This window comes from Natronomonas sp., from assembly GCF_047616845.1.
Classification (GTDB): domain Archaea; phylum Halobacteriota; class Halobacteria; order Halobacteriales; family Haloarculaceae; genus Natronomonas.
Genome location: NZ_JBLGBY010000014.1, coordinates 19,407 through 44,388, shown reverse-complemented (window position 1 = coordinate 44,388; position 24,982 = coordinate 19,407). Strand labels below are relative to the sequence as shown.

20 protein-coding genes, 1 tRNA gene, 1 other RNA gene and 1 pseudogene are annotated in these 24,982 nt (G+C 65.1%); 12 read left to right on the top strand and 11 right to left on the bottom strand.

Annotation, left to right across the window (positions count from 1 at the left end):
- Positions 1 to 266: MFS transporter (locus tag ACI8UR_RS04805; RefSeq protein WP_415087608.1), on the bottom strand; the 266-nt coding region annotated here is incomplete at its 3' end.
- A 92-nt stretch (positions 267 to 358) separates the two neighbouring features.
- On the bottom strand, positions 359 to 931 hold the full coding sequence (locus tag ACI8UR_RS04800; RefSeq protein ID WP_411715025.1) for a cysteine hydrolase family protein: 573 nt from the start codon (positions 929 to 931) through the stop codon (positions 359 to 361).
- A 100-nt stretch (positions 932 to 1,031) separates the two neighbouring features.
- Between ACI8UR_RS04800 and ACI8UR_RS04795 the strand changes: the two genes are divergently transcribed.
- The 4 genes from ACI8UR_RS04795 to ACI8UR_RS04780 all read left to right on the top strand — a co-directional run bounded on the left by ACI8UR_RS04795 (position 1,032) and on the right by ACI8UR_RS04780 (position 5,286).
- A complete protein-coding gene (locus ACI8UR_RS04795) occupies positions 1,032 to 2,507 on the top strand; it encodes an Hvo_1808 family surface protein (protein WP_411715026.1) in 1,476 nt (491 codons plus the stop codon).
- A gap of 30 nt (positions 2,508 to 2,537) precedes the next feature.
- Positions 2,538 to 3,677 (top strand): nicotinate phosphoribosyltransferase, encoded by a 1,140-nt coding sequence (locus ACI8UR_RS04790; RefSeq protein WP_411715027.1) that lies wholly within the window; start codon positions 2,538 to 2,540, stop codon positions 3,675 to 3,677.
- Positions 3,678 to 3,730: 53 nt separating this feature from the next.
- An RNA gene (rnpB, locus tag ACI8UR_RS04785) (RNase P RNA component) lies at positions 3,731 to 4,191 on the top strand.
- A 90-nt stretch (positions 4,192 to 4,281) separates the two neighbouring features.
- The gene (locus tag ACI8UR_RS04780; protein WP_411715028.1) at positions 4,282 to 5,286 is read left to right on the top strand and encodes a matrixin family metalloprotease; all 1,005 of its coding nucleotides are present in this window, start codon (positions 4,282 to 4,284) and stop codon (positions 5,284 to 5,286) included.
- Positions 5,287 to 5,307: 21 nt separating this feature from the next.
- Here the strand turns inward: ACI8UR_RS04780 and ACI8UR_RS04775 are convergent, their stop codons facing one another.
- The 5 genes from ACI8UR_RS04775 to ACI8UR_RS04755 all read right to left on the bottom strand — a co-directional run bounded on the left by ACI8UR_RS04775 (position 5,308) and on the right by ACI8UR_RS04755 (position 12,022).
- The gene (locus tag ACI8UR_RS04775) at positions 5,308 to 5,679 is read right to left on the bottom strand and encodes a hypothetical protein (protein ID WP_411715029.1); all 372 of its coding nucleotides are present in this window, start codon (positions 5,677 to 5,679) and stop codon (positions 5,308 to 5,310) included.
- Between the two features lie 171 nt (positions 5,680 to 5,850).
- Positions 5,851 to 6,960, bottom strand: a complete 1,110-nt coding sequence (locus ACI8UR_RS04770; protein ID WP_411715031.1) for an aminopeptidase — start codon at positions 6,958 to 6,960, stop codon at positions 5,851 to 5,853.
- Positions 6,961 to 6,982: 22 nt separating this feature from the next.
- Positions 6,983 to 9,613, bottom strand: coding sequence for a PAS domain S-box protein (locus ACI8UR_RS04765; RefSeq protein WP_411715032.1), 2,631 nt, complete (start codon positions 9,611 to 9,613; stop codon positions 6,983 to 6,985).
- Between the two features lie 124 nt (positions 9,614 to 9,737).
- Entirely contained in the window at positions 9,738 to 11,585 is a 1,848-nt protein-coding gene (locus ACI8UR_RS04760) for a nitrite/sulfite reductase (protein WP_411715033.1), read from the bottom strand.
- 86 nt (positions 11,586 to 11,671) lie between these two features.
- Positions 11,672 to 12,022 (bottom strand): hypothetical protein, encoded by a 351-nt coding sequence (locus ACI8UR_RS04755; protein WP_411715034.1) that lies wholly within the window; start codon positions 12,020 to 12,022, stop codon positions 11,672 to 11,674.
- 306 nt (positions 12,023 to 12,328) lie between these two features.
- On the opposite strand from ACI8UR_RS04755, the gene ACI8UR_RS04750 reads away from it, so the two are divergent.
- From ACI8UR_RS04750 to ACI8UR_RS04740, 3 genes are all read left to right on the top strand, one after another.
- On the top strand, positions 12,329 to 12,466 hold the full coding sequence (locus ACI8UR_RS04750) for a hypothetical protein (protein WP_411715036.1): 138 nt from the start codon (positions 12,329 to 12,331) through the stop codon (positions 12,464 to 12,466).
- Between the two features lie 77 nt (positions 12,467 to 12,543).
- A complete protein-coding gene (locus ACI8UR_RS04745) occupies positions 12,544 to 13,197 on the top strand; it encodes a hypothetical protein (protein WP_411715037.1) in 654 nt (217 codons plus the stop codon).
- Between the two features lie 277 nt (positions 13,198 to 13,474).
- A tRNA-Lys gene (locus tag ACI8UR_RS04740) sits at positions 13,475 to 13,548 on the top strand.
- A 454-nt stretch (positions 13,549 to 14,002) separates the two neighbouring features.
- Here ACI8UR_RS04740 and ACI8UR_RS04735 read toward each other — a convergent pair.
- Both ACI8UR_RS04735 and ACI8UR_RS04730 read right to left on the bottom strand, forming a co-directional pair.
- Complete coding sequence (locus tag ACI8UR_RS04735) at positions 14,003 to 14,707, bottom strand: SDR family NAD(P)-dependent oxidoreductase (protein ID WP_411715669.1); 705 nt, start codon at positions 14,705 to 14,707, stop codon at positions 14,003 to 14,005.
- 26 nt (positions 14,708 to 14,733) lie between these two features.
- On the bottom strand, positions 14,734 to 15,627 hold the full coding sequence (locus ACI8UR_RS04730) for an MBL fold metallo-hydrolase (RefSeq protein ID WP_411715670.1): 894 nt from the start codon (positions 15,625 to 15,627) through the stop codon (positions 14,734 to 14,736).
- Between the two features lie 76 nt (positions 15,628 to 15,703).
- Here ACI8UR_RS04730 and ACI8UR_RS04725 point away from each other — a divergent pair, with 76 nt between their 5' ends.
- From ACI8UR_RS04725 to radA, 5 genes and pseudogenes are all read left to right on the top strand, one after another.
- Entirely contained in the window at positions 15,704 to 16,894 is a 1,191-nt protein-coding gene (locus tag ACI8UR_RS04725) for an MFS transporter (protein ID WP_411715671.1), read from the top strand.
- A gap of 56 nt (positions 16,895 to 16,950) precedes the next feature.
- On the top strand, positions 16,951 to 18,060 hold the full coding sequence (locus ACI8UR_RS04720) for a pyridoxal-phosphate-dependent aminotransferase family protein (RefSeq protein ID WP_411715672.1): 1,110 nt from the start codon (positions 16,951 to 16,953) through the stop codon (positions 18,058 to 18,060).
- 93 nt (positions 18,061 to 18,153) lie between these two features.
- Positions 18,154 to 20,229 carry an NAD-dependent DNA ligase LigA gene (gene ligA / locus ACI8UR_RS04715; RefSeq protein WP_411715673.1) on the top strand — a complete coding sequence of 692 codons (2,076 nt, stop codon included), beginning with the start codon at positions 18,154 to 18,156 and terminating at the stop codon, positions 20,227 to 20,229.
- A gap of 126 nt (positions 20,230 to 20,355) precedes the next feature.
- Positions 20,356 to 20,490, top strand: a pseudogene (gene pspAB, locus ACI8UR_RS04710) (PspA-associated protein PspAB); the annotation flags it as partial.
- A 102-nt stretch (positions 20,491 to 20,592) separates the two neighbouring features.
- A complete protein-coding gene (gene radA, locus ACI8UR_RS04705; RefSeq protein ID WP_411715674.1) occupies positions 20,593 to 21,627 on the top strand; it encodes a DNA repair and recombination protein RadA in 1,035 nt (344 codons plus the stop codon).
- Between the two features lie 17 nt (positions 21,628 to 21,644).
- On the opposite strand, the gene serB is transcribed toward radA, so the two are convergent.
- Both serB and ACI8UR_RS04695 read right to left on the bottom strand, forming a co-directional pair.
- The gene (gene serB, locus ACI8UR_RS04700; protein WP_415087607.1) at positions 21,645 to 22,277 is read right to left on the bottom strand and encodes a phosphoserine phosphatase SerB; all 633 of its coding nucleotides are present in this window, start codon (positions 22,275 to 22,277) and stop codon (positions 21,645 to 21,647) included.
- 51 nt (positions 22,278 to 22,328) lie between these two features.
- Positions 22,329 to 24,950, bottom strand: coding sequence for an efflux RND transporter permease subunit (locus ACI8UR_RS04695; RefSeq protein ID WP_411715461.1), 2,622 nt, complete (start codon positions 24,948 to 24,950; stop codon positions 22,329 to 22,331).
- Positions 24,951 to 24,982 lie beyond the last annotated feature (32 nt).

The window sequence follows — 24,982 nt, the reverse complement described above, 5'->3', positions numbered from 1 at the left end:
CTGAGAACGACTGCGCCGGTGCTGCCGACGTAGCGGGGGCCGTAGCGGTCGGCCAACACGCCGGTCGGAATCTGGATGGCGGCGTAGATGTAGAAGAAGGAGGCGTGCAGCGTTCCGAGTTGGGCGGCTGACGTGTCGAAATCCGCCGTGAGCTGCTCGGAGAGCACGGCCGTCGAGAGCCGGTGCAGATTGGCGAGCAGGAAGATCGTTGCGAGCGCGCCGAACGCCAGCCACCGTCGCTTCTTCGGGTCGGATAGAACGTTCACTTCTGACACGTTTTCCACAGGTTGTGGTAAGTGTTGTGCCGCCAGTCCCGAACGGCTGAAACTATCGCGGAACGACGACGGGAACGCCCGCCTCAGGCGAACGACAGCTCTTCGCGGGGTTTCACTTCACCGAACAGCCAGTCGGCATGGTCGAGGGCGTACTCGCGGTGTTCTTCCTCGATACAGCCGATGGCGTCTTCGAGCAGTACGGGGCGGTAGTCCCGGAGTCCGGCGCTGCCAGCGGTGTGCAGCACGCAGACGTTCGCCAGCGTGCCGCAGAAGACGAGGGTATCGATGCCGTGCGTATCGAGATGCCCCTCCAACTCCGTCCGATGGAAGGCATCGTAGGTGTGTTTCACGACGACCGTGTCGTCGTCTTTCGGGTCGAGCTCATCGACCAGTTCGGCCTCCCACGATCCCTCGACGACGTGTTCGCCCCAGCGGTCGAACTCGTCGTAGTAGTGGTTCCCCTCGAACTGTTCTGGTGGGTGGACATCGCGGGTGAAAATCAACGAGGCGCCGGCTGCGCGGGCGTCACCGACCACTTCCGCACAGGGCGTGATGGCTTCCTCGCTGCCCGGCGCATACAGTGACCCGTCTGGATGACAGAAGCCGTTCTGCATGTCGACGACGATGACGGCGGTGCTGTCTGGGTCGAGGTTCATAGCCGACCGTTCGGACGCGTCTCGCAAAACGGTTATCCCGGCATCCCTTCGTCCGGGCGACTGCCGTGGCTTTTTGCTCGTCCCGCCCGTGTATCGGGTAATGGATAGACGACCGCTGGCGGCGGTCACCTTCGCGTTGCTGTTGGTGCTCGCGGGGTGTACCGTCGGCTACCAGTCCGACGCGCCCGAGCCATCGGAGCCGCCGGCCGACGACCACCTCGGCTACTACGACGGCTACTGGTACAACGACACGTTCGATATCGACCCGTCGACGGGCCTCTCGCAGGGCGAACAGCGCGCCGTCTTCTCCCGAGCCATGGCGCGCATCCAACTGCTGCGGGGACTGGAATTCGAGGAACGCATCGACATCGAACTCATCACCCGCAAGCAGTTCCGCGAGGAGTACGGCGGGCAGGCGTTCCCGACCCCAAACGAGAGCGTTCGGCAACTGGACAACGTCCAACACGAGGCGCTGTTTCTCGTCAACGAATCCGAGGACGTGGTCGCCGTGCGACAGGGGAACCGTGGCGACACCGTCCTCGGCTTCTATCAGCCCAGTAACGAACAGATCGTCATCGTCAGCAAGAGTCGCCCGGCGACGCTGACCGACGAGATCACGCTCGCACACGAACTGGTACACGCTCTCCAAGACCAGCGGTTCGGGCTGCCCTCGACCGGCCGAACGCTCGACGGCGTCAACGCCCGCAACGGCCTCATCGAAGGCGACGCGACGCTCGTCCAGAAACGCTACGAGCGCCGGTGTGCGAGCGGTGCGTGGCAGTGTGTTTCCGTCCAGGGCGGCGGCGCCGGAGGCGGTTCGCCCGGTGCGTCGTTCCACTTCGGCGTCTACTTCGTCGGCTTCTTCCCGTACGCCGAGGGGCCGTCGTTCGTCCAGTATCACGAACAGCGCGGCGGCTGGGACGCCATCGACGACATGTACGGCGCGGTGCCGACGGACGCCGCCGAGGTGATATACCCCGAAACGTACGCCACGGACGCCTACGGCAACGCGACGGTGACCGATCGCGCCGACGCCGACTGGCAGCGCATCACCACGCCGCGCGGCGATTATGCCGAGATCGGCCAGTCGGGCCTGGCGTCGATGTTCGCCTACACGGCCTTCGAAGACCGCACTCGGGGGGTCATCTCGCGGGACGACTTCCGAAATCTCAACGAAAACGGCTCCCTCAACGACATTCGGCAGTTCCGCTACGATGTCACCTACGCCGAAGGGTGGTACGGCGACCGCCTGTACGCCTACACGAGCGGCGGCGACACCGCCTTCGTCTGGAACGTGACGTTCAACGGCCCGGCGAACGCCACGGAGTTCCAGCGCGGCTACGAGCAGGTTTTCGAGTTCTGGGGCGGCGAGCGGGTCGGCACCCGAAACGGTGGGACGGTCTGGACGTTCGGCGACGCTGACCGATTCGGCGGCGCGGTCTGGATACAGCGGACGGACAACAGCGTGATGGTCGTGAAAGCGCCACGAGCGGGCGAACTCGACGACGTGTACGCACCGGTGGGACAGGCGAGAGTGAGCGCTCGCACGGGCGCGAGCGCCGGCGCGAACGCGTAACTTTTTCGCAGTGCCCCGAGACGTGCCCGTATGTTCGATATCGTCCCTGAGTCCGCAATCGTTGAGGGGCGGGCGACGGACGCGTACTTCCTCCGGACGGAGGAGGCGCTCGAACACGCCGGGCGGAACCCGACGGTCGTCGCCGAGGTGACCGCAGACCAGTTCCCGACCGGCGAGTTCGAACTGTTCGCCGGCGTGGCCGACGCCGCGCGCCTCTTCGAAGGACTGGATGTCGACGTAGACGCGATTCCCGAGGGCACGCTGTTCGACGGCGGCCCCGTGATGCGCATCGAGGGGCCGTATCTGGAGTTCTGCCGCATGGAAACGTCGCTTCTGGGCTTTCTCTCACACCCCTCCGCGCTGGCGACGGCGGCGCTCGAAGCTCGGCGTGCGGCCCTCGAGACATCGCTTCTCAGTTTCGGCGCGCGCCACGTCCACCCCTCCAGCGCCGGGATGGTCGACCGGAGCGCCCTGCTTGCGGGCTTCGACGGCTTCTCACACGTCGCTGCCGGCGACATGCTGGAACGGGAGCCCTCGGGGACGATGCCCCACGCGCTGATGGTCTGTTTCGGCCCGGGCAATCAGGAGGACGCCTGGCGCGCTTTCGACGAGGCGGTCGACGAGGATGTCCCGCGAATCGCGCTGTGTGACACCTACGACGACGAGGTCGACGAGGCGCTGCGGGCCGCCGAACTGGGCTTCGATAGCGTCCGGCTCGATACGACCGGGTCGCGGCGCGGCGATTTCCGCCACATCATCCGCGAGGTACGATGGGAACTCGACGTCGAGGGCCACGAGGATGTCGATATCTTCGTCAGCGGCGGTATCACGCCCGAAGCCATCCGCGAACTGGACGACGTGGCGGACGGCTTCGGCGTCGGCAGTTTCATCACGAACGCCGACCCCGTCGACTTCGCGCTCGACATCGTCGAAATCGAGGGCGACCCCGCCGCGAAACGGGGCAAACTCTCCGGCGTGAAGGAGGTGTATCGGACGCCCGACGGCGGCCACCACATCGCCCTTGCCGACGAGCCGGGGCCGGAGGACGGCGACCCGCTGATGGAACCACTCGTCCGCGACGGGGAAATCGTCGCGGAGTTCGACCTCAACGAGGCCATCCAGCAGGCGGCGGCCGACGCCCGGCGCGTCGGTTTCGGGTCGGAGTCGTAGAGCGTGGCCACCCCACCGAACGTCTTAAACGGGTGACTCGCCTAGCCAGAACTGGCAGAGGAAGCCCGGTTCCCGTGGGCGCGCCCTCGACACGCGGGACGGCGGCGTTGCCGCCGTCTCATCCCGTGCCGTAGGCACGTGCATGAGGAAAGTCCCCCCACCCTCCGGGCAGGTGACCGGGCGCAAGCCCGGAGCGGGAGACCGCTGGCACTGGAACAGAAACGAGACCGCTTCCACCGAGTGATGAGGCGCGTGGGCCACATGGCCTGCGGCGCTTGCGGCCCCGCCGCAAGCGCGCGAACCGACCCGCAAGGGAAGGGAGTTAACCCGCCGAACGCGCGTGGTCGACCGACCATGTCTGGGCGAGCGGCGTCAGCCGCGAGCCGACGCGGAAGCACGGATGGAACGGCGAATCCTCACCGGTGCAAGCCCGTCGCATTAGGTAGCCCGGAGACGCGACGGGTGCTCAGCCGAATGTCGGGTCGAAACAGAAGGGGGCTTACTATCCTCAGCCGTTTTCACCATCCAGCGGCCGCACTGGTGTCCGTTTCACCCTGCCGAAACGCACGAACAATCTTTTAAATTATGTGTGTAGCAACGCGCAATGGAGGTGCAGGCACGCGTCGTCGCCGTCGCCGCGATACTGCTGTTGTCCGGCTGTCTCGGTGCGACCAGTCCCGGAACGCTCAGCACATGGAGCGACGACCCGGACAACCACTGGCGCGACGACGTCGTCACGGTCAGCTACGAAACGCCCGAGGGGACGACTCGAGAGTACGAACCGCTCGTCCGTGAGGCGCTCGATTACTGGACGGCACACAGCGCCGAGTACGCGGGCTACGACGTCGCGCTCCGGCTGGCCGACGACGGCGAGCAGGCTGATATTCACGTCTCCTTTGTCGACTCGGTCGTCGATTGCGGGGCCCACTCCGGTAGTGGCACCGCTGGCTGTGCGCCGGTTCTCACAGACAGCCAGGCCGTCGACCGGCCGGCCGACGTGCAGGTGCGGGCCGGCCTCTCCAACGAATCGACGATTCGAATACTCGAACACGAACTCGGCCACACGCTCGGCCTCGAACACGGCGACGCCCCCGGCGATGTCATGCAGTCGACGACGCGCGTGACAACCGTGCCACAGCGGAACGCGACGAACCGCTCGCTCCCCTGGCAATCGAGCGCGCTCAGCGTTCACGTCGACCTCGACGACGCCCCCGCGGGTGAGCGCGAGCGCATGCGCCGCCAAGTCAACGCGGCACTGCAGTACTACGCGGCCGGCGCCGACGGCACCGTCCCCGAGAACGTGACCTTCGACCGAACCGGCTCACGCAGCGATGCCGACGTTGTCATCGATTTCGAGTCGACGGCTGACTGCCACTCCGGGGCCGGCTCCTGCGGCACCGTCCAGGGCACCGACCCCGATGGAGACGGAGCCGTCGAGTATCACGACACACTGACCGTCGTTCTCGTCGGGCTCGATGCGGACGCGGTTGGCTGGCACGTCGCCCGGTGGCTCGGTACCGGCTTCGGCCACACCACGGAGTCGGCGTATCCCGACCCGCTCCGACAGCCCACGACCCGCGAGGAGCGCCGCGGCTACTGGTGGGCGTGAATCGAGAACGCGGTTCGACCGTTACTCCGCCGGTTCCTCAATGATCGGACAGACGCGCTCTACAGCCTGGTCGACGAAGGCGGCGTACTCGGCCGTCAGCTGGCCCGTCGATACCATCGAGGTGAGAAAGCGGTTCTCGAGGCGGTCTGAGGCGTCCTGGGCCCCATCGAAGCGGTCGTCGACGCGCTGTCTGGCGGCGGCGACGTCCGTTCCAGTCGTCCGTTCGAGCGTGTTCAGTGGGAACTGCGTCACAAGCCGCACCGCAGTCAGGCTTTCACGCTGGAACGATGACCCAGCCGAGATGACGCTGAGAACCCGTTCGGTGGCCTTCCGTTGCGTCTCCGTGGCATCCGGTAGCGGGGACGCGTCGCCCCCTGGCAGTATCTGTTGCATAATACGTTCTCGCCTCCCCGACATGTGTGCTGGCGTGATGTATAAACCTTCGGCAAAAATTGATGGGTTGTTTTTACCAATGTCGGCCCAGCCACCTCTTTTTCAGGGGTAAATATCATTCACGTTTATTCGCGACCCATCTGCTTCGTCCGGCCAGTTCGGCACTCCCCGCTACGCCTCGAAGTCGTCCTCGAACCAGAATGTTCCGTCGCGCTGTATCACGTCGCCGTCGATTTCGATGAACGACTCCTCGGAGACATCCGTAATCAGGTCGACGTGGACGGCCGACTGATTGCCTTCCTCGCCTTCGGGGAGGTTCGCATCGTAAGCGCGGCCGACGGCGAGATGGACGGTGTCGCCCATCTTCTCGTCGAAGAGGATGTTGTCGGTGACGCGGTCGATGCCGCGGTTCATGCCGAGGCCGAGTTCGCCGAGCCGTCGGGCGCCCTCGTCGGTGTTCAACACCGTCTCCAGTGCGTCCTCGCCCTGTTCGGCGGCGAACCCGACAACCTCGCCGTCGTCGAACGTCAGCCGGACGTTCCGGACGCGTTTCGCGTTGATGGTCATCGGCACGTCGAAGAACACCTCGCCCTCGGTGTCGTACGGCGCGGTGAACACCTCACCGGACGGGAGATTGTGTGAGTCGTACGCCACCGAGGCCGCGGAGTTGACCGCGGTTCGCCCCTCGACCGACATCGTCACGTCCGTTCGCGGGTGGTCGTCCCGTTCCGTCACGATCCGTACCTCGCTGCCCTCGTCGAGTCGCTCCTTCACGTTGGCCATGCGTTCGGACAGCATACCCCAGTCACGGAGGACGGCGTCGTAGACGAAGTCCTGGTACTCATCGTAGGCCATGCCGGCCTGCTGGGCGAGGCTCCGTGTCGGGTGGACAGTCGAGACCCAGTCAGTGTCCATTCGGGCCTCCCGAACCTCGCTGTGTGCCTTCGAGTACGCCTGCCGCGTCTCGCTTTCGACGTCAGCCGTCGCCGTGGTGTTTCGCCCGCCACCGAGTCGGAGATAGGCGTCGGCGTTTTCGAGCAGGGCAAGCGCGTGGTCGCCGGCCTCGAACGCCCCGTCGTGGGCCTTCAGATACGCCCGGGACAGCTCGTCGGAGCCGTAGGTCGAGACGATGTTCGCGCCGACTGCCCCGAGTTCCTCGGCGACGGCGACCCCGAGGTCGTGGGCGTCCTCGGCCACGTCGACGATGACGTCGTCGCCGGCCTCGATTCGGGCGCTCCAGCCGACAAGCACTTCGGCGTGTTCGCGTGCGCGTTCGTCCATACCGACACGTCGGTTTCGTGCCTCAACGTTCTTTCCGTCCCGCTAGCGGCTTGCGAACGTCGACGCCCGTTATCTCGAAGCGGGCGCCGTCATCGTCGCCGTCGGTCGCCTCAATCGACCAGCCGTGTGCGTTCGCGATGCGCTCGACGATACGCAGGCCGAAGCCGGTGCCGGAATCACTCGTCGTGTGCCCGGCTTCGAAGACCTCCTCTCGTTTGTCGGGTGGAATGCCCGGCCCGTCGTCTTCGACGTAGAAACCGTCTTCGAGCTCTCCGACGATGACCGTCGGTGGGTCGCTGTCGTCGGCCGCTCCGTGTTCCGCAGCGTTCCCGAAGAGATTCTCGAACAGTTGCCCAACGCGACTCCGGTCGGCCTCGAACGTGACGTTCGAGGTCACCTGGAGGTCGGCGCCCGCCGACTCGACGTTCTCCCACGAGCGCTTTGCGACCGTTTTGAGCTCGAGTGGTTCGATGTCGGCGACCGACGTCCCCTGCCGGGCGAGCATCAGCAGGTCGTCGATGAGTGACGCCATCCGCTCGTGGGCCTTCTCGACGCGGTCGAGTTCCTCGCTGTCGTGTTTCTCCGAGGCCAACTCGAGGAAGCCCCTCGCGACCGAAAGCGGGTTCCGAAGGTCGTGGCTGATGACGCTTGCGAACTCCTCGAGCTGTTCGTTCTTCTGTTCGAGTTCGGCCTCTCGCTCTTTCAGATTGGTGATGTCGCGGGCCTCCGGAACCAACAACACGACGCGGCCGTTCTCGTCCCTGATCGGCCGCACCGAGTAATCGACGATGACCTCTTCTCCATCGGTGCCGGAGATAGTGAGTTCGTTCCGGTAGAAATCTCCGTTCCGCGCCTGCTCGGCCGATTCCCTGGCGATGGCCCTGGAGCGGTCGTCGTACTGGAACCACAGCGTCTCCCAAAATTTCTCCCCGACGACCGCGTCGCGGTCGGCGCCGACGAACTCCAGCGCAGTGTCGTTGGCCTCGAGGAGCGTTCCGTCGGGATCCAGAAGCCCCGTGAACTGGAACGTCTTGTTGAAAATCGCCTCGTAGCGCTGCTGGCGCTCCGCGCGGTCGAGTGCGACCGTCGTCGTCGTCGCCAGCATCTCCGCCAGTATCTTGTCGGTCTCGTCGAAGGCGTCGAGATCCGGCGAGGAGGTGATGAACACGCCGTGGTCGCCGAGCGGGTGGACGATACCGCTCCGTGCTGGCGACTTCTCGTCGGAGATGCCGTCTCGGTCGCCGATCGTGTCCATGACGAGCGTCTCACCGGTTTCGTAGACGCCCCAGATGACGTCCGAGGTGGCCGTCTCGCCGCGGGTGTAATCCGGCACCCCTCCGAGCTGTTCGCGGACGCCCTGCGCCACGTCGACGCCTTCGAGCGTTCCATCCCCATCATCGAAGTGGATACCGCTGAAGTGTAGATCGAGTGTCTTCTCGGCGGTTTCGACTGCGACCGCCGCCACCTCTTCGCGCGTCTCTGCACGAATGAGCTTGCGCGTCCGACGTTGCAGGTCGTGCAGGCGCCGTTCGCGCTCCTGCTGGTCGGTGATGTCCTGTATCGTCCCCCGAACGAGGGGTTCGTCATCGACCGGGGCGCCCCGCAATCGAACCCAGCGAATCTCGTCGTCGACCGTGATGACGCGCGCCTCGAAATCGAACGACTCCGCACCTTCGATCGCCTCGCCGAGCGTCTCGCGAACCTCGTCTCTGTCCGCCGGGTGGTAGAACTCGATCGAGGTCTCGACGTCGGGGTCGAACGACTCCGCCGCGCCGTGAATGCGCCGCACTTCGTCAGTCCACTGGAGCGCGCCGGTCTCCATGTCGACCTCCCAACCGCCGACGTGGGCAAGTCGTTGGGTCTTCTCGAGCAGGTCGTTCTTGCGCTCGAGCTCCGCTTCCCGCTCTTTCTGTTCGGTGATGTCTTGGACGCTCGCCAGCACGCGCGTCCGGCCGTCGATCTCCGCTGGCTTCAGCGTCGACCTGACGTGGATGGGCGTGCCGTCGCTGCGTTCGTTCATCCACTCGACGGTTCGTGGCCCCTCTTCGACGGTCTCTTCGAGCAATCTGTGCACGTTCGCAACCGTGTAGGGTGACTCGTTGACGCTGGCTTCGGCAGTCGTGAGCGAGCGGATTTCCTCACGGGAGTATCCCATCAGGTCGCAGTACTGCTCGTTCGCGTCGATGAACGCTCCCGTCTCCGGGTCGCGGATGGATATCGCGACCGCTGCCTTGTCGAACACTTCCCGATAGTTGGTCTCCGCCCGGGTCTGGGAGACGAGCGTCTGAATCCGCTGTAACAGAAGGTCAAAGCGATCCTGATGACCGTCCTTCGGCATGTACGCGTCGGCGCCTGCGGAGATGGCCTCTCCCGCGAGTGTCTCGCTGCCGGCGCCGGTGAACAGCACGAACGGGAGCCGTGGATACCGCTCTCTGACGGCGTCGAGGAACTCCAGCCCGTCCATATCGGGCATATCGTAATCGCTGACGATGCCGTCGATGTCCAGCGTTTCGAGCCGTTCTAATCCCTCCCCGGCGCTCTCGGCTGTGGTGACGCGCATCTCCTCACCCTTCCGTTCGAGATGCGTCGCCGTGATCTCCGAGAATGCCGAATCATCGTCCACGAGTAGCACGTGAACGTCCCCATCTGGCATTGGCATACAGTATGCTGACACATACATATAATCTATTCCGTGTTCTCACAACGCGAACACAGCCGGTGAAGCGGCATGAACCGATATCGAGTCAAAAACCGGCATCGAATCGACCGACTGTGCGTCAGTCGTCGGCGGGCGTCGGCGAAGCGTCCAAATCGGAATCCTCGGCGTAGGGATACCACGTCATCTTCGTGTTGCCGAGGTACGGGTCGTCGTACGAGGTTTCCTCGGCTTCGGCCATGCCGTTGAGCTCCTCTTCGTCGTGGCGGGCGATGAAGTCACGGAAGGACTCGCGCTCGATGGCGTCGCCGTCTCCCTCTCGTTGTTCCGATGGAACAACGCGCTCCTCGCGTTCGTCCGCGTAGATGCTGAGGAGGTTCCGGATGTAGCCGGGCACCTCGTCTGCGGCGACGCGCATCTCGACCCAGTCGGCGAACTGCGGGTTCTCCCCGAGGCCACCGCCGAGGCCGATATCGAAGGCCTCGACCGGTTCGCCGTCCTTGCGGGTCTTCATACCGCGCAGGGAGATGTCGGCGATCTGCGGCTGGGCACAGGACGCCGTACAGCCCGACAGGTGGATGTGGAAGTCCGAGACGCCCTCGGGCACGTCGACGTTGTTCTTCAGCCAGCGCGCGTAGCGCACCATCCGATTCTTTGTCTCCACGATGGAGAGCGAACAGTACTCGGTGCCCGTACAGGCGATGGAGCCGCGCATGAACGGATGCGGCTCGGGCGAGTACGTCTCCAGAAGTGGCTCATCGAGGAAGTCATCGAGGTCGTCGTCGGCGATGTCGGCGACGATGATGTTCTGGCGCTGGGTCAGCCCGACCATCTCGGAGCCGTACTCCTCTGCGAGGTCTGCCAGCTCGATGACATCGTCGGCGCCCATCCGGCCGACGAGCACGGAGAGGCCGACGAAGTTCTGGCCGTCCTTCTGGTCGAAGACGCCGACGTAGTCGCCAGTTTCGTCGACTTTGCCGGCGTTGTAGTTGTACTGGTCACGCAGGTTCTCGCCGGCGGTCTTGAGCTCGAAGTCGACGTAATCCTCCTGGAGGACACGCCGGATCTTCTCGGGGCCCCACTCGTCGACGAGGAACTTGATGCGGGCGTTGAAGCGGTCTTCACGGTTGCCATGGTCACGGAACAGGCCGGACATGCCGGCCGCGACGTCGGCAACCTCGTCCTCGGTCACGAAGACATCGATATCGCGAGCGAAGCGGGGCTCCTTTCGCGCGAGGCCACCGCCGATGCGGACGTTGAAGCCCTTCACTTCCTCGCCGTCATCAGAACTCTCCGAGTTCTGATTGCTCGACGAGCTTCGCTCGTCGGTGTCGATTTCCTTGACCGCGGGCTCGTACGCGAGGTCGTTGATGTCACCCTGCCCGGAGCCGCGGGTGTCGCCGGTGACGGCGACCTTCCACTTCCGGGGGAGGTTCGCGTAATCCTCGTCGCCTTTGAACGTGTCGTGGAGCTCCTGGATGACGGGCCAGGCGTTGAGATGCTCGTCGGCGTCACGGCCGGCGACGGGCGAGCCGACGATGTTCCGCCAGGAGTCACCGCAGGCCTGAATCGTCGAGAGGTCATGTTTCTCGAGTTTCTCGAAGAGGTCGGGGATGTCCTGGAGCTGAATCCAGTGGAGCTGGATCGACTGTCGGGTCGTCCAGTCACAGTAGGCGCCCCCGAACTCGGGGTTCTCGACGGGGCCGGTGGCGTACTCGTTCGCGATTTCGCCGACGACGCGGAGCTGCTCGGGCGTCATCCGTCCGTTCGGCGTTCCGATACGCATCATGAAATACGACTCCTGGCCCTTCCGCTGGTGGTACAGCCCCCACCATTTGAACCGCTCGAACCAGGCGTCGTGTTCGTCTTCGGGGATGGAACTCCATCCCTCTTCGGCGAAGCGGAAGAGATGGTCTCGGATCTCCTCTCCGTAGACCTCGTCCTTCCAGCCTTCGACTTTGCTCGGCATGTGCGTACCGTACAGTCCCACCCATATACACCCCTCCATGTCGTCAAGGCTCCCCTCGTCTCACCTCTACCAGAGAATGTTGCCGGTTACTCCGACGCGGCGTGTGGCGTGGCCAGTCGCGTCCGCTGTTCGGGGATGTGAACGCTCGTGGGGTCGACTGCGTGGAAACCGCCGGCTTCGGGGTCGACGACGCGCCCGAGCGTCAGCCAGTCGGTAACGCCCTCCGTGCCGCAGTTGATACAGCGGCCGGCGATACGCCCCTCGATGTTCGGATGGTCGACGCTGATTTCGACGAACCCTTCGGCGAGGAAATCGGCCATCTCGCAGCCGCAGAAATCGTGGCGAGCGAGCCACCAGAGGTCGCTGACGTTCACCTGGCGGCTGTCGTTGACGCTCAGCCACGCGCCGTCATCGAGCTGGTGTACCGACGTGGTCATACCTACTGAAGACGTTCCGGCGGGGTAAGGCCGTCGGCAGCAACAGGGGTTGCCGCCCGTGATAGAATCTGGTGACGGTCGTTTCCGACGAAGGTCGGCGCAGTGGTGCGGTTTCTTCCATAACACGCCGTCGGAGAAAGGGGCAGAACCATCCGGAACACGGGAGCACGGGTAGAGTTTACAGCTGTGGAGTTGTTTAAGATGTTAAGAAGCATACGGGTAACTGATGACAGACCGACAGCGGGAGACGGCGCGTCAGCATACGTCTGCTGACGTCGCTCCCGAACTGTACGAGGATGATTTACGATGAGTGATGATTTCGACGACGACACGGACGCCGAAGAGGATATCGACACCAGCCACCTCGACAACGTCGACGATGGCTGTGGCTGTACCGAGATCTGGGAGCACATGTCGGACGAGCGCGACCAGTCCGCCGACTGATTCTCCACACGTCGCGCGCGCTCCGCTTTCACACAACGGCGAGACGTTTTTCACCCCCGTCTCCGTACCGGACGGCAATGACGCAAGACCCGGACGGTGAGCCGCCGGCCGACCGCGAATCACCGGTCGGTGAACCGGTCATCCGTCGCGACCCGCGGGTCGCCGGGGAGAGCGCCGTTCAGTTCGACCCGAACGACCCCGAGAGCCTGGCGGAGGCCGCCGACACCGTCCGACAATTTGCCTCGAACACCGCCGGCAGCGAAGATAACGTCTTCATGCTCCGCGGTGCGGCCGCCTGTGCCGCTCTCGTCCGCGGTACCGGCTCGTACAAGGCCGCCGCCGAACGCGCCGACGGCGAGGCGACCATCTCCTTCATCCGCAAGTGGGCGCGCGTCCACGACCTTCCGCGGTCGATTCGCCGCCACGTCGCGCTGGGCGAAATCGCGCCAACCGGCGCGAAACACATCGCACGCGTCTCCGGCGAATCCCGCTTTCTGCTCGCGTGGGCGGCGCTCGACCACGACCTCACCGTTCGAGAGGTTCGCTCTATCGCCTCCCGCGTCAACGAGGGAATGAGCGTCGAGGAGGCGCTCGACGCCGAGGGCATCGACCTCGGTTCGCTGTCGGTGTCGCTGCCGCCCGAGACGTATCGGGAACTCCGGCGTCACGCCGCGCTCGAGGACACCGACCCCGACGAGATTGTCGAGAAGGCGCTGGACAACTATCTCTAGAACTCCCACTTTTTGCACGCTCCGGCGGTTCGCGGCCCTCCGGCCGCGAACACGCCTCCGCGGTCTGATGACGGCAAAAACTTGGGAAAATATGCGCGCTGCGTGGCGGCCGCAGGCCGCCACGACCATTCGGTTGCGGGCGGTGCCCGCAACCCGCTCCTCCGTGCCGCGGCGCCTCCGGCGCCGCGTTAGTCGTCGCGCGGATGCTGCTTCGTGACTTCTGTTGTGTCCCTCGAATCGAAAGGATTTACCGCCAACCGCGGTAATCCATGGATGCGGGCCGATAGCTCAGCCCGGCAGAGCATCTGGCTTTTAACCAGATGGTCGGGGGTTCAAATCCCCCTCGGCCCGCTTTTGTGAGGAGTCAACGCCGAATAGTGTCGAGCGTCAGCGAGACCTATTCGGCTCGAACACGACGAGCAAAGCGGCCCTGGATTTGAACTCCGGAAGTCGCGCACAGCGAACGAAGTGAGCGAGCACGTCTTCCTCCAGTTCAAATCCCCCTCGGCCCGTTTTTGTGACGAACAACACGTCGAGCAGTGCCGAGCGACAGCGAGGCCTGCTCGCCCACGCGTGAGTCACAAACGGTCTCGTGGGAATTTGAACCACGCGAGACGAGCGAAGCGAGTCTCGCATCGGGTTCAAATCCCCCTCGGCCCCACTTGCGTGGAGAGAACCAAACCCCCCGAATCAGAACCCCCTCTGTTCCACTGGAACAGCCACTATATCCCAACAAGACGCCCGGTAGCGGGGGCTCTCGGGTGAGACAGAAAATTCCTGACTACATTCACTCCGGTCTCCGGCCCTACATTACGCTGGCGCGATAGCGGTCGGGGAGCAGGCCGAGCACCTTCGAGACGAGCCACCAGCGCCGGGTGACGTAGGCGACGTTCTTCTCCTTCTCGATGGCGCGGGTAATCTGGCTGGCCGCGGTCTCCGGCGAGCACTCCCAGAAGCGGTCGGCTTCAGGCGACATCGGCGTGTCAACGAACCCTGGCCGGATGTCCGTCACGGCGACGTCGTCGTCGTCGGCCCGGTAGCGGAGGCCTTCCAGATACCGCGAGACGTAGGCTTTCGAGGCGCTGTAGGCGGGCATCGTGGGGCTGCCGACCTCGCTTGCGACCGACGAGAGGCCGACGAGGTGGCCGCCGTCGCTGGCTTCGAACTGCTCCATCGCGGCGGTCGCAAGCGCCGTGAAGCCGCGGACGTTCACGTCGATGGTGTCGCGTTCGTCCTCCCATTCGAGGTCGGGATTGTAGCGGCCGATGCCCGAGGAGAGCACGACGAGGTCGACGCCACCGAGTGACTCGACGAGGTCATCGAACCGCTCGCGAGCGTCGGCCTCGGTGACGTCGATTTTGGCGACGTGGGCGCCGCCGATGTCCTCGCCGACCGCCTTCAGCCGCTCGATTCGGCGGGCGGCCAGCCCGAGGTCGTAGTCGCGAGACAGCTCCTTCGCCAGCGCCCGGCCGATACCGGACGAGGCGCCGACGATGATGGCATTCGGCATATACGCCGGGGTTGCGGCGCGGTGGCTTAAAACGGCCGGACGCGGCTCACACCGAGTGTCAGGCCGTCGTAGGCGAACTGGATGCCGTCGTAGTCGGCCTCCAGTTCGAGGAAGTCCTCGTGCGTGCGTGCGTAGAGATGCTCGATTTCGGTCAGAAGCGTCCGGTCGGGGTCGACGCGCTCGATGCGCTCCAGTATCTCGGCGTGTGTGAGCTCATCGCCCAGTATCGCGCCGTCGACCTCAGTGAGAATCTGCGTCCCGGCCGGCGTCTCCGTGAAGTAGCCGCACTCGAACACCGCGAGGTCGATGTCGTCGGGGAGTTCGTCCTCGTCGAGATAGTGCGCGTCGTCGGTCGCAAGGACGACGGTCGTCTCGCCCTGCCGGAGGACGAACGCAGTCGCGTCCATGTCGAGGTTGCCGGATAGCGAGTACGGCACCGCCTCGATGGTCGTCTCGCCGATGGTCAGTGGTTCCGCATCGAGGAAATGCGTCCCGGCGAAGCCGACATCTTCGATGAAGTGCCGAACCCCGTCGTAGAGTTCGCAGGTGCGCTCGTAGACGCGTTCGGTCGTCACGAGCGTCGGGCGGTCGGTTCGGGCCGTCTCCACGAGCCCGTGGTCTGGGTCGTCGAACATCCGTTCCATCGACCGCGACTGGACGATCCGGAGCCCCGCGGAGTGGTCGGGATGCCAATGCGTCAGAAAGATGTATTCGAGGTCGTCGATGTCCTCGCGTTCGAGGTTCTCGAAGACGAACTCCGGGGCGTCGACCATCGCGGCCAACTCCTCGATATACAGGGAGTTACCGTGTCTGGCGTGTGGAATCCCGTCGGTGCGTGCGCGTTCGCAGACCCGACACCGGCAGGTCGGCGTCGGTATCGGGGAGTTCCCCCCGCTGCCGAGCACCGTGAACGTGAGCATGTCGGATGGTAGAACCGAGTTTACAAAAAGCCGACCCGACCGATGGGACGAATAGGCAGCAGAGCGAAGACCAACTGTGAGACGCACCGAGCGCGCGAAGCTTGCGGCCGTCGTCTTCGTCGTCCTCTTCACCCAGCTTCTGGTGTACCCTGGCGTCGACGAACTCGTCGCCGCGTTGGGTGGTGCACCGACCATCGACGCCGGCACCGCCTTTCTCGGCGTCCAACTGCTCGCATTCGTCTGCTTTTCGGCCGTCTGGGGACTCCTCTCCGACCGCGCGGGGCGGCGCATCCCGTTCATCGTCGCCGGTGCGGCGGGGGGCACCGTCGCGTATCTGGCGCTCGCCGCGCTCATCGTCACCGGCGTCGGTGATTTCCGAGCGGCACTCCTGCTCCGATTCATCGAGGGGGCGTTCACCATCGGCGCCTTCTCGCTTGCCATCACGATGCTGATGGATTTGGACGGCGGTCACGGCCGGAACATGGGCGCGGCCGGCATCGCCATCGGCGCCGGCGCTGCCCTCGGCGCGCCCGTTGGCGGGCAACTGTATGCGCTCGGGCCGCTTGCGCCGATTCTCGCCTCCGCGCTGCTCCTGTTCGGCGTCGCGGTCGTGATGGCGACAGTCCCCGACCGCGCGCCGACGCGGGCGGGCGGCCTCGACGACGTTCTTGCCGGCCTCCGCCGAACGCCGGGACTGCTCGTCCCCTACGCGTTCGGCTTTGCAGACCGCTTCGCTGCGGGCTTTTTCGGCCTCGTCGGCACGTTCTACCTCCGGCAGACGTTCGCGCTCGACCCCGCGATGACCGGGCTCGTCCTCGCCTGTTTCTTCGCCCCGTTCGCGCTGTTGCAGTATCCGTTCGGCAGCCTCTCCGACCGCGTCGGCCGCGTCGTTCCAATCGTCGTGGGGTCGGTCGGCTACGGGCTCGGCATCACCGCCGTCGGCGTCGCGCCCTCGCTCGCGGTGGCCGCCGCCATGCTGGTGTTCGTCGGCGTGCTTGGCGCGCTGGTCGCCCCGGCGACGATGGCGCTCGTGACGGACATGGCCGCAAGCGACGGCCGCGGCGCCGCGATGGGCGGGTTCAACATCTTCGGCAGCCTCGGCTTCCTCGGTGGGATTCTCCTCGGCGGGGGCGTCGCCTCCGAGTACGGGTTCCTGGCCGCCTTCGCCGTCGCCGGCGGCCTCGAAATCGGCGTCGTGCTCATCGCGCTCCCGGTGTTGATTCGGGTCGTCCCCGACCCGACGGCGACGTTCGGTGGCTCGGAGTGACGTATCAAAACTACCATGCTGTCCCGCTGTGAGGAACCCGATATACGGTGGTTCCTATGACGGAAAAACGCGAATACAAAGACGACTACCCCGACAAGACGCTGTATCTCCCCGGCCCGACCGAGGTGCGCGAGGACGTCATCGAGGCGATGTGCGAGCCGATGTTCGGCCACCGCATGGATCGGATGACCGACCTCTATACGACCATCGTCGAGGACACAAAGGAGTTCCTCGACACCGACAACGATGTCGTCGTGCTGTCGGCCTCCGGCACCGAGTTCTGGGAGGCGACGACGCTCAACCTCATCGACGACCGCATGCTCGTCCCCACGAGTGGCTCGTTCAGCGAGCGGCAGGCCAACGTCGCCGAGCGCCTGGGCAAAGACGTCGACCGCATCGAATACGAGTGGGGCAAGGCGGTCAACCCCGACGACGTCCGCGCGGCCCTCGAGGAGAGCGACGAGGGCTACGACGCCGTCGGCATGGTGATGAACGAGACCTCCACGGGCGTCCGCAACCCCGTCGAGGAGATCGGCGACCTGCTCGGCGACTACCCGGACACCTACTTCGTCGTCGACGCCATCTCCTGTCTCGGCGGCGACTTCATCGACATCGAGGGCCACAACATCGACGCCATCTTCACCTCGACCCAGAAGGCCTTCGCGATGCCGCCGGGGCTTGCGGTCTGTGCGGTCAGCGACGCCGCTTACGAGCGCGAAGTAGAGAAGGAGTCCGCCTCGTGGTACGGCGGTTTCCAGCGCACGCTGGACTACTACGACCGGAAGGGCCAGACGCATTCGACGCCGGCTATCCCGCTCATGCTCGCCTACCGCAAGCAGATGAAACACATGCTTGAGGAGGGCCACGAGGCGCGCGACGAGCGCCACCGCGAGATGGCCGAGTACACCCGCGAGTGGGCTCGCGAACACTTCGGGCTCTACCCCGAGGAGGGCTACGAATCCCAGACGGTCACCTGCGTCGAGAACACCCGCGATATCGACGTCGCAGAAACCGTCAAAACCGTCTCCGAGGAGTACGACATGGCCTTCTCCAGCGGCTACGGAGACATCGGCGAGGAGAGCTTCCGCATCGGCCACATGGGCGAACACACCGTCGAGAGCATCACGGAACTGACCGACGCCATCGAGGACGTCGCAGACCTCTGAGGGTCGTGCGACGGGTTCGTGGGAATCGTTCGAGCGTACGCACGACCGCAGCGAGGGGCTGATTTTTCACACAGGCCGTCGAAGCGCCGCTAAATGGAGGAGCCGCAGGACAACCCCTACGTCAGGGAGCCGCCGCTGGATTTCGACCCCGTCGAGGAACTCGACGAGGGCGAGGCCGAAGCGCAGGCCGAACTGCTCCGTGAGGCAGTGCGATACCACGATTACCGCTACTACCAGCTCGCCGACCCGGTCATCTCCGACCGCGCCTACGACGTCCTCTTCGACCGATTGGAGACGCTGGAGGAGACCTTCGACCTCCAGACGGAGACCAGCCCGACACAGCGTGTCGGCGGCGAGCCAGTCGAGGAGCTGGAAACCGTTGAACACGTGACGCCGATGCTCTCCATCGATTCCTCCGTCGAAGAGGCTGGCGTCCGCGATTTCGACCAGCGGGTACACGACCGGCTGGCCGAAACGGCCTACGACGGCCCAATCGAGTATCTCTGTGAGCCGAAGTTCGACGGGCTCTCCGTCGAGTTGCTCTACGAGGACGGAGAGTTCCAGCGCGCGGCGACCCGCGGCGACGGCGAGGAGGGCGACGACGTAACCGAGAACGTCCGTACTATCCGGTCGATACCGCTGAAGATTCAGGGCGATTACCCCGACTTCTTGGCCGTCCGCGGTGAGGTGTTCATGCCAAAGGAGGCGTTCCAGGAGTACAACCGCGAGCGCATCGAGCGCGGCGACGACCCCTTCGCCAACCCCCGGAACGCCGCCGCCGGCACGCTGCGGCAACTCGACCCGTCGGTGACGGCCGAGCGGCCGCTGGACTGTTTCGTCTTCGATATCCTCGATGACGGCGGCTACGGCTTCGACACCCGAATCGAGGAGCACAAAGCCGTTGCCCAGTGGGGGTTCCACGTCGACGACCACACCCGACTCGTCGAGGATATCGACGGGGCAATCGAGTTCCGCGACGAACTGTTGGACATCCGCGACGACCTCGATTACGAGATCGACGGCACCGTGTTCAAACTCGACCGCAAGGACGCCTGTGACCGCCTCGGGGCTACCACGCGAGCGCCGCGGTGGGCCTTCGCCTACAAGTTCCCCGCCCGCACCGAGAAGACGACGGTTCGGGACATCGTCGTCCAGGTGGGTCGGACGGGTCGGCTCACGCCGGTCGCGCTGCTCGATCCTGTCGAAGTCAGCGGCGTCGAGGTCTCGCGGGCGACGCTGCACAACCCCGAACAGATCGCCGAACTCGGCGTCGGAATCGGCGACAGAGTGCGCATCAAACGCGCCGGCGACGTAATTCCCTACATCGAGGCGGTGCTGGAATCCGAACGCGAGGGGCATTTCGCGTTCCCCGACTCCTGTCCCGTCTGTGAGAGCCCCGTCGAGCGGGAGGGCCCGCTGGCGTTCTGTACCGGCGGCGTCGCCTGTCCGGCACAGCTCCGTCGCGCGGTCGAACATTACGCCTCGCGCACCGGTCTCGACATCGAGGGGCTCGGCGAGAAGGCCGTCGACCAGCTGGTCGAAGCGGGGCTGGTCGGGTCGGTGCCCGACCTCTACGAACTATCTGTTGAGGAGTTGGCGGAACTGGAGGGTTGGGGCGAAAAAAGCGCCGAGAACCTCGTCGAGGAACTGGAACGCAGCACGGAGCCGCCGCTTTCGGATTTCCTGTCGGCACTCGGAGTTCCGGAGGTCGGTTCGGCGACCGCCGCCGACCTCGCGCGTCATTTCGGCACGCTTGATGCCGTAATGGACGCCTCTGCTGAGGAACTCAAGGCGGTGGAGGGCATCGGCCCGACAGTCGCCGAGGAGATCGCCGAGTTCTTCGACAGCGAGCGGAACCGCGAGGTCATCGCCCAACTGCGCGCCCACGGCGTCGAGCCCCAGGAGGCCGAAACCGAGGGTGAGGCCCTGGAGGGGCTAACGTTCGTGTTCACGGGCTCGCTGGAGGGGCTCACCCGCGAGGAGGCCCAGGAACTGGTCGAGCGCAACGGTGGGTCGGCCACCTCCAGCGTCTCCAGCAACACGGATTATCTCGTCATCGGCGAGAATCCGGGAACGACGAAACGCGAGGCCGCCGAGGAACACGACGTCACGATGCTGGCTCAATCGGCGTTCGAGGCGGTGCTGGCGGAACACGGCATCGAGGTGTAGGGGTCGTGCCGCGACGCCGTGTATAAGGCCCGCCGGCACCGAGGGCCGTCGATGGGAGTGTTCGATACGATTCGGCAGGTGCTCGGGTGGGGCGCTGAGACGGATGCGGCCCGCGCGGCCGACCCCGACGAGCAAACCGAGTTCAAACTGGAGAGCGTTCTCGACGGCGAACTCACCGTCGAGGACGACACCACTTACTGGTATCCGATGTGGCCGGAGGGTGACACCCACCCCTGGGTTGAGCTGTCCCCTCCGTTCTAAACCTTTGGCGACCGACGAGAACCGCGGGCTTCCCTGCCTGCAATTTCACTTTCACTCGGCTGTTAACGAGGCTTTATGTATCGGGCGGACACAGATAGCTCCATGGCAGCAAGCGCAGACCTGGAAGACCTTCCGGGCGTCGGCCCGGCGACCGCAGAGAAACTCCAAGAGAACGGCTTCGACTCGTTCCAGAGCATCGCCGTCGCAAGCCCCGGCGAGCTCTCGAACACCGCAGACGTCGGCGAATCGAACGCGAACGACATCATCCAGGCCGCACGAGAGGCCGCCGACATCGGCGGCTTCGAGACCGGTGCGGCCGTCCTCGAACGCCGCGAACAGATCGGGAAGCTCAAATGGCTCATCCCGGAGGTCGACGAGATGCTCGGCGGCGGCGTCGAAACCCAGTCCATCACCGAAGTGTACGGCGAGTTCGGGGCCGGCAAATCGCAGGTCACCCACCAGCTCGCAGTGAACGTCCAGCTCCCCCCGGAACAGGGCGGGCTCGAAGGCCGCTGTATCTTCGTCGACAGCGAGGACACGTTCCGCCCCGAGCGTATCGACGAGATGGTTCGTGGCCTCGAAGACGAGGTCATCGAGGCCGCCATGGAACAGCGCGACATCGAGGGCGATCTCGACGATGAGGAGGCCATGGAGGAACTCATCCAGTCGTTCCTCGATAAGATTCACGTCGCGAAGGCGTTCAACTCCAACCACCAGATCCTGCTCGCCGAGAAGGCCAAAGAGATCGCCCAGGAGTACGAGGACGACGAGTATCCCGTCCGCCTGCTCTGTGTCGACTCCCTGACCGCTCACTTCCGTGCTGAGTACGTCGGCCGTGGCGAACTCGCTGACCGACAGCAGAAACTCAACAAGCACCTCCACGACCTCGACCGCGTCGGCAACCTCTACAACGCCGCCGTCCTCGTCACGAACCAGGTGCAATCGAACCCCGACTCCTTCTTCGGCGACCCGACGAAGCCCATCGGTGGCAACATCCTCGGGCACAAATCCACCTTCCGGATGTACCTCCGGAAATCCAAGCAGGACAAACGCATCGTCAAGCTCGTCGACGCGCCGAACCTCCCCGACGGCGAAGCCGTCATGCGTGTCAAGGGCGAGGGTCTGAAACCAGAATAAGCGCCAGCTACCCGGCGCTACAGAACGCCTTTCGCTTCCAGCAACTCCTGCAGTTCGGTCATCGACGCGACGACCACGTCACAGTGCGGTTCGACGGCCGGTTTCGGCACGTAGCCGACGGCCAGCCCCGCGACTTCGAGCATCGGGAGGTCGTTCGCACCGTCGCCGATGGCGACCGTCTCGTCAAGCTCGACGCCGACCTCACTCGCGAGGTCTTCGAGCGCCTCGTCTTTCGTCCCCTCGATGAGCGGCCCCGAGGCCTCGCCGGTCAGTTTCCCGTTGCGCATCGGGAGGCGGTTGGCGACGATGGTGTCGACGCTGACGCCCTCGGCTTCGAGTGCAGTGGCGACGCCGCGGTCGAACCCGCCCGTGAGGATGGCGACGTGGTGGCCGGCCGCTTTGAGCGCCGCGATGACGTCGGCGGCGCCGGGCCGGAGCTGGACGCGCTCGAAGGCCGCCTCGACGTCCGCCTCGGGGAGGCCATCAAGCAGTTCGGCGCGGGCGTAGAGACTCTCCGCGTAGGAGATCTCGTCGTTCATGGCCCGTTCGGTGATGTCGTCGATCTCCTCGGCGACGCCGGCCTCCTCGCCGAGCAGGACGGTCATCTCCGAATCGGAGAGCGTCCCGTCAAAGTCGAACGCAATGAGCATACCCCCTCTGGGTGTCGGGGGGTCACGAAAGCGTCGGTTGGCGTCGGCCGCCTACTCCCGCCGCTCTCGCCGTCGCTTGACGTGTTCCGGCACGGCAGCGGGGTCGGCGTCAGCCCACTCCGTCCACAGGACGAGCAGGCTCGGCAGGACGACGACGCTGCCGATGAACGCGTAGACGATGGTGAGTGCGGTGATGATGCCGAACTGCTGGAGCGGGACGAGCAGTGCGAGGCCGAGGATCGCGATGCCGCCGGCCGTCGAGGCGGTCGACCCGAGCAGGGCGCCGCCGGTGCCGAACACCGCTCGCTCCAGCGCCTCCTCCATGCCGACCTCACGGTTCAGCTCGTAGATGTAGCGTTCGGAGACGTGGATGGAGTAGTCGATGCCGAGCCCGACGGTGAAGCTCGTGATGAGCGCGGTCATCACATTGAACGGAATGCCGAGCGCCGCCATCGACCCGGTAATCCAGGCGACGGCGAAGACGACGGGCAGAAGCGTCACCACGCCGAGGCTGGCGTACCCCTCGACGCGCCGGTAGACGGCTACGAGGACGCCAAGGACGACGAGTATCGTGATGACGAAGCTGTCGATAACCGTCGAGAAGAGGTCGTCCGCGACGGCCTGGTTCTCTATCGGCTGGCCGGTCGGCGTCGCTTCGAGGCCATTGCCGTCGACGGGGTCGGCGGTCGGGCGAATCTGGTCGGCGATGGTCGCCTCGCCGGCCGTCCCGTCGACCGGTATCACGAGCCGGAGTGCGACGTACTCACCGTCCTCGCGCTGTACCCAGTTCGCGGCCCCGTTCGGCGCCGCCTCGTAGAAGGCGTCGTAGACCCGGGCGAGGTTCTGGTCGGGAACGCCGTTACCGTCCGTATCTGCTGCTTCGAACACCTCGGCGAACGCCTCGTCGTCCTCGGCCAGGTCTTCCATCACCCGCACCGGGCTCTGCGTTCCCGGTCGGTTATCCGGCAGGACGAGCACGACATCGGTTTCGTTGGCTGCATCCGAGGCCCGCTGGACACGCTCAAGGGTGTCATCCCGCGTGATATCGCCCCTGACGAGTATCTGGGTCGTCGTTCCGCTGTAGACGTACGTCGCGTTGTTGGCAAACTCGATGTTGTCCGCCGCGGAGTACTCGCCGGGTGCGAGCGGCCCGAGCGACTCCATCCACTCGGGAACCTCATCCACGAGGAGGTCGGTCTGCTCGAAGGTCGTATCGACGGTCGCGGCACCGCCGGCTGCCACGAACGTGACGAGGAGCGCGGCCGCAAGCACGCCCTTCGGCGAGGAACGGGCGGCGGCAAGCGGTGCGGCGAGGGCGGCCGAGAGCCGACCGCCGCCGGTACCGAACGCCTGCAGGCGCCGGTCATGTCCCCGCGCTTCCAGGCGCTCGTCGAGTTCGACTTTCAGCGCCGGCATCAGGAACCCGAAGACGACGAGTGCGCCGATGATACCGACCGCGCTGACGATGCCGAACTGCTGAATCGGGCCGATGTCGCTTGCGACGTTCGAGAGGAACCCTGTCGCCGTCGTTATCGTGACGAGTGCGAGCGCCGCGGTGACGCCGCCGAGGCCGACGGCCATCGCCTCCCGAACCGACGGCTGCCGTTCTTCCCCACCGAATTCGAAGCCACCCACATTGGCGCTGGCCGGAGGCCCTTCCGGCGGTCGCTCCTCCCGATACCGCATGAAGACGTGGATGGCGTAATCGATAGACAGCCCCATCAGAAGCACCGGGACGGCGACGAATAGCTGATTGAACACGATACCTGTCCACCCCATGAAGCCGAACGTCCACACGAGCACGAGGCCGACCCCGAAGAGCCCGAGTGCCACGTCGTAGAAATCCCGGTAGGCGTACAGCAACACGAGGAAGATGAAGAGGAACGCCAGCGGCCCGACGATGCCGAGGCTGTCGAACGACGACCGCCGGAGTTCGTCGTCGACGACGCCCTCGCCGATGACGAGCGCCTCGCCGTCGACTTCCTCGTCGACGATATCGGCCATCCGCGTTTGGGAGCGGGCCAGCTCTTCCGCCGGCGTGTCATCGCGGTGTGAGACGACGATGGCTGTCGAGGTCGCGACGCGCTGATTCGCCTCGTAGCTCGTCGGCACCATCGAGAAGGCACCGCCCTCCGGCCACGTGTTCTCGACATCGTCCAACACGAGCCCGACGGCGTAGGCGGTGTAGAGCTTCCGTTCGAACGTCGAGAGGTTCGCGACGGCCGCCATCTGCCGGTCAAGGGAGGGCCGCGGCTCAACGGTGATGTTGCTGGCGTCGACGCCCTGATCGCGGCGTATCTTCACGATGGCAACGACGTTTGCGATGCCAAGCGGCTGTTGGTCATCGACGAGCGTCGGCCCGATGATGGGGTCGTTTCTGATGCGCTCTTGGGCGCGTAACTGCTGGCGGTATCGCTCTTTCGTGAGGACGTTCTCGTCGTCACGGACGACGACGAAAGAGCCCGTGGAGTTGGGTGCCTGCCCACTCAACTCCTGGTCGATGTAGTTGCCGGCGTCGTGTTCTGGCGTCCCGCCGCGGAACTGTTCGAGCGTCGTATCGAGGACGACGCCCGGCAGGCCGAGTGCGAGAATGAAGACGACAGCCAGCGTGACAGCGATGACTTTCCGACGATGCTCGTAGACGACGGATTCAGCGAAACTCTCCAGCTTCATGCGGCCACCGACACGGCTTTCCAGACGATGCC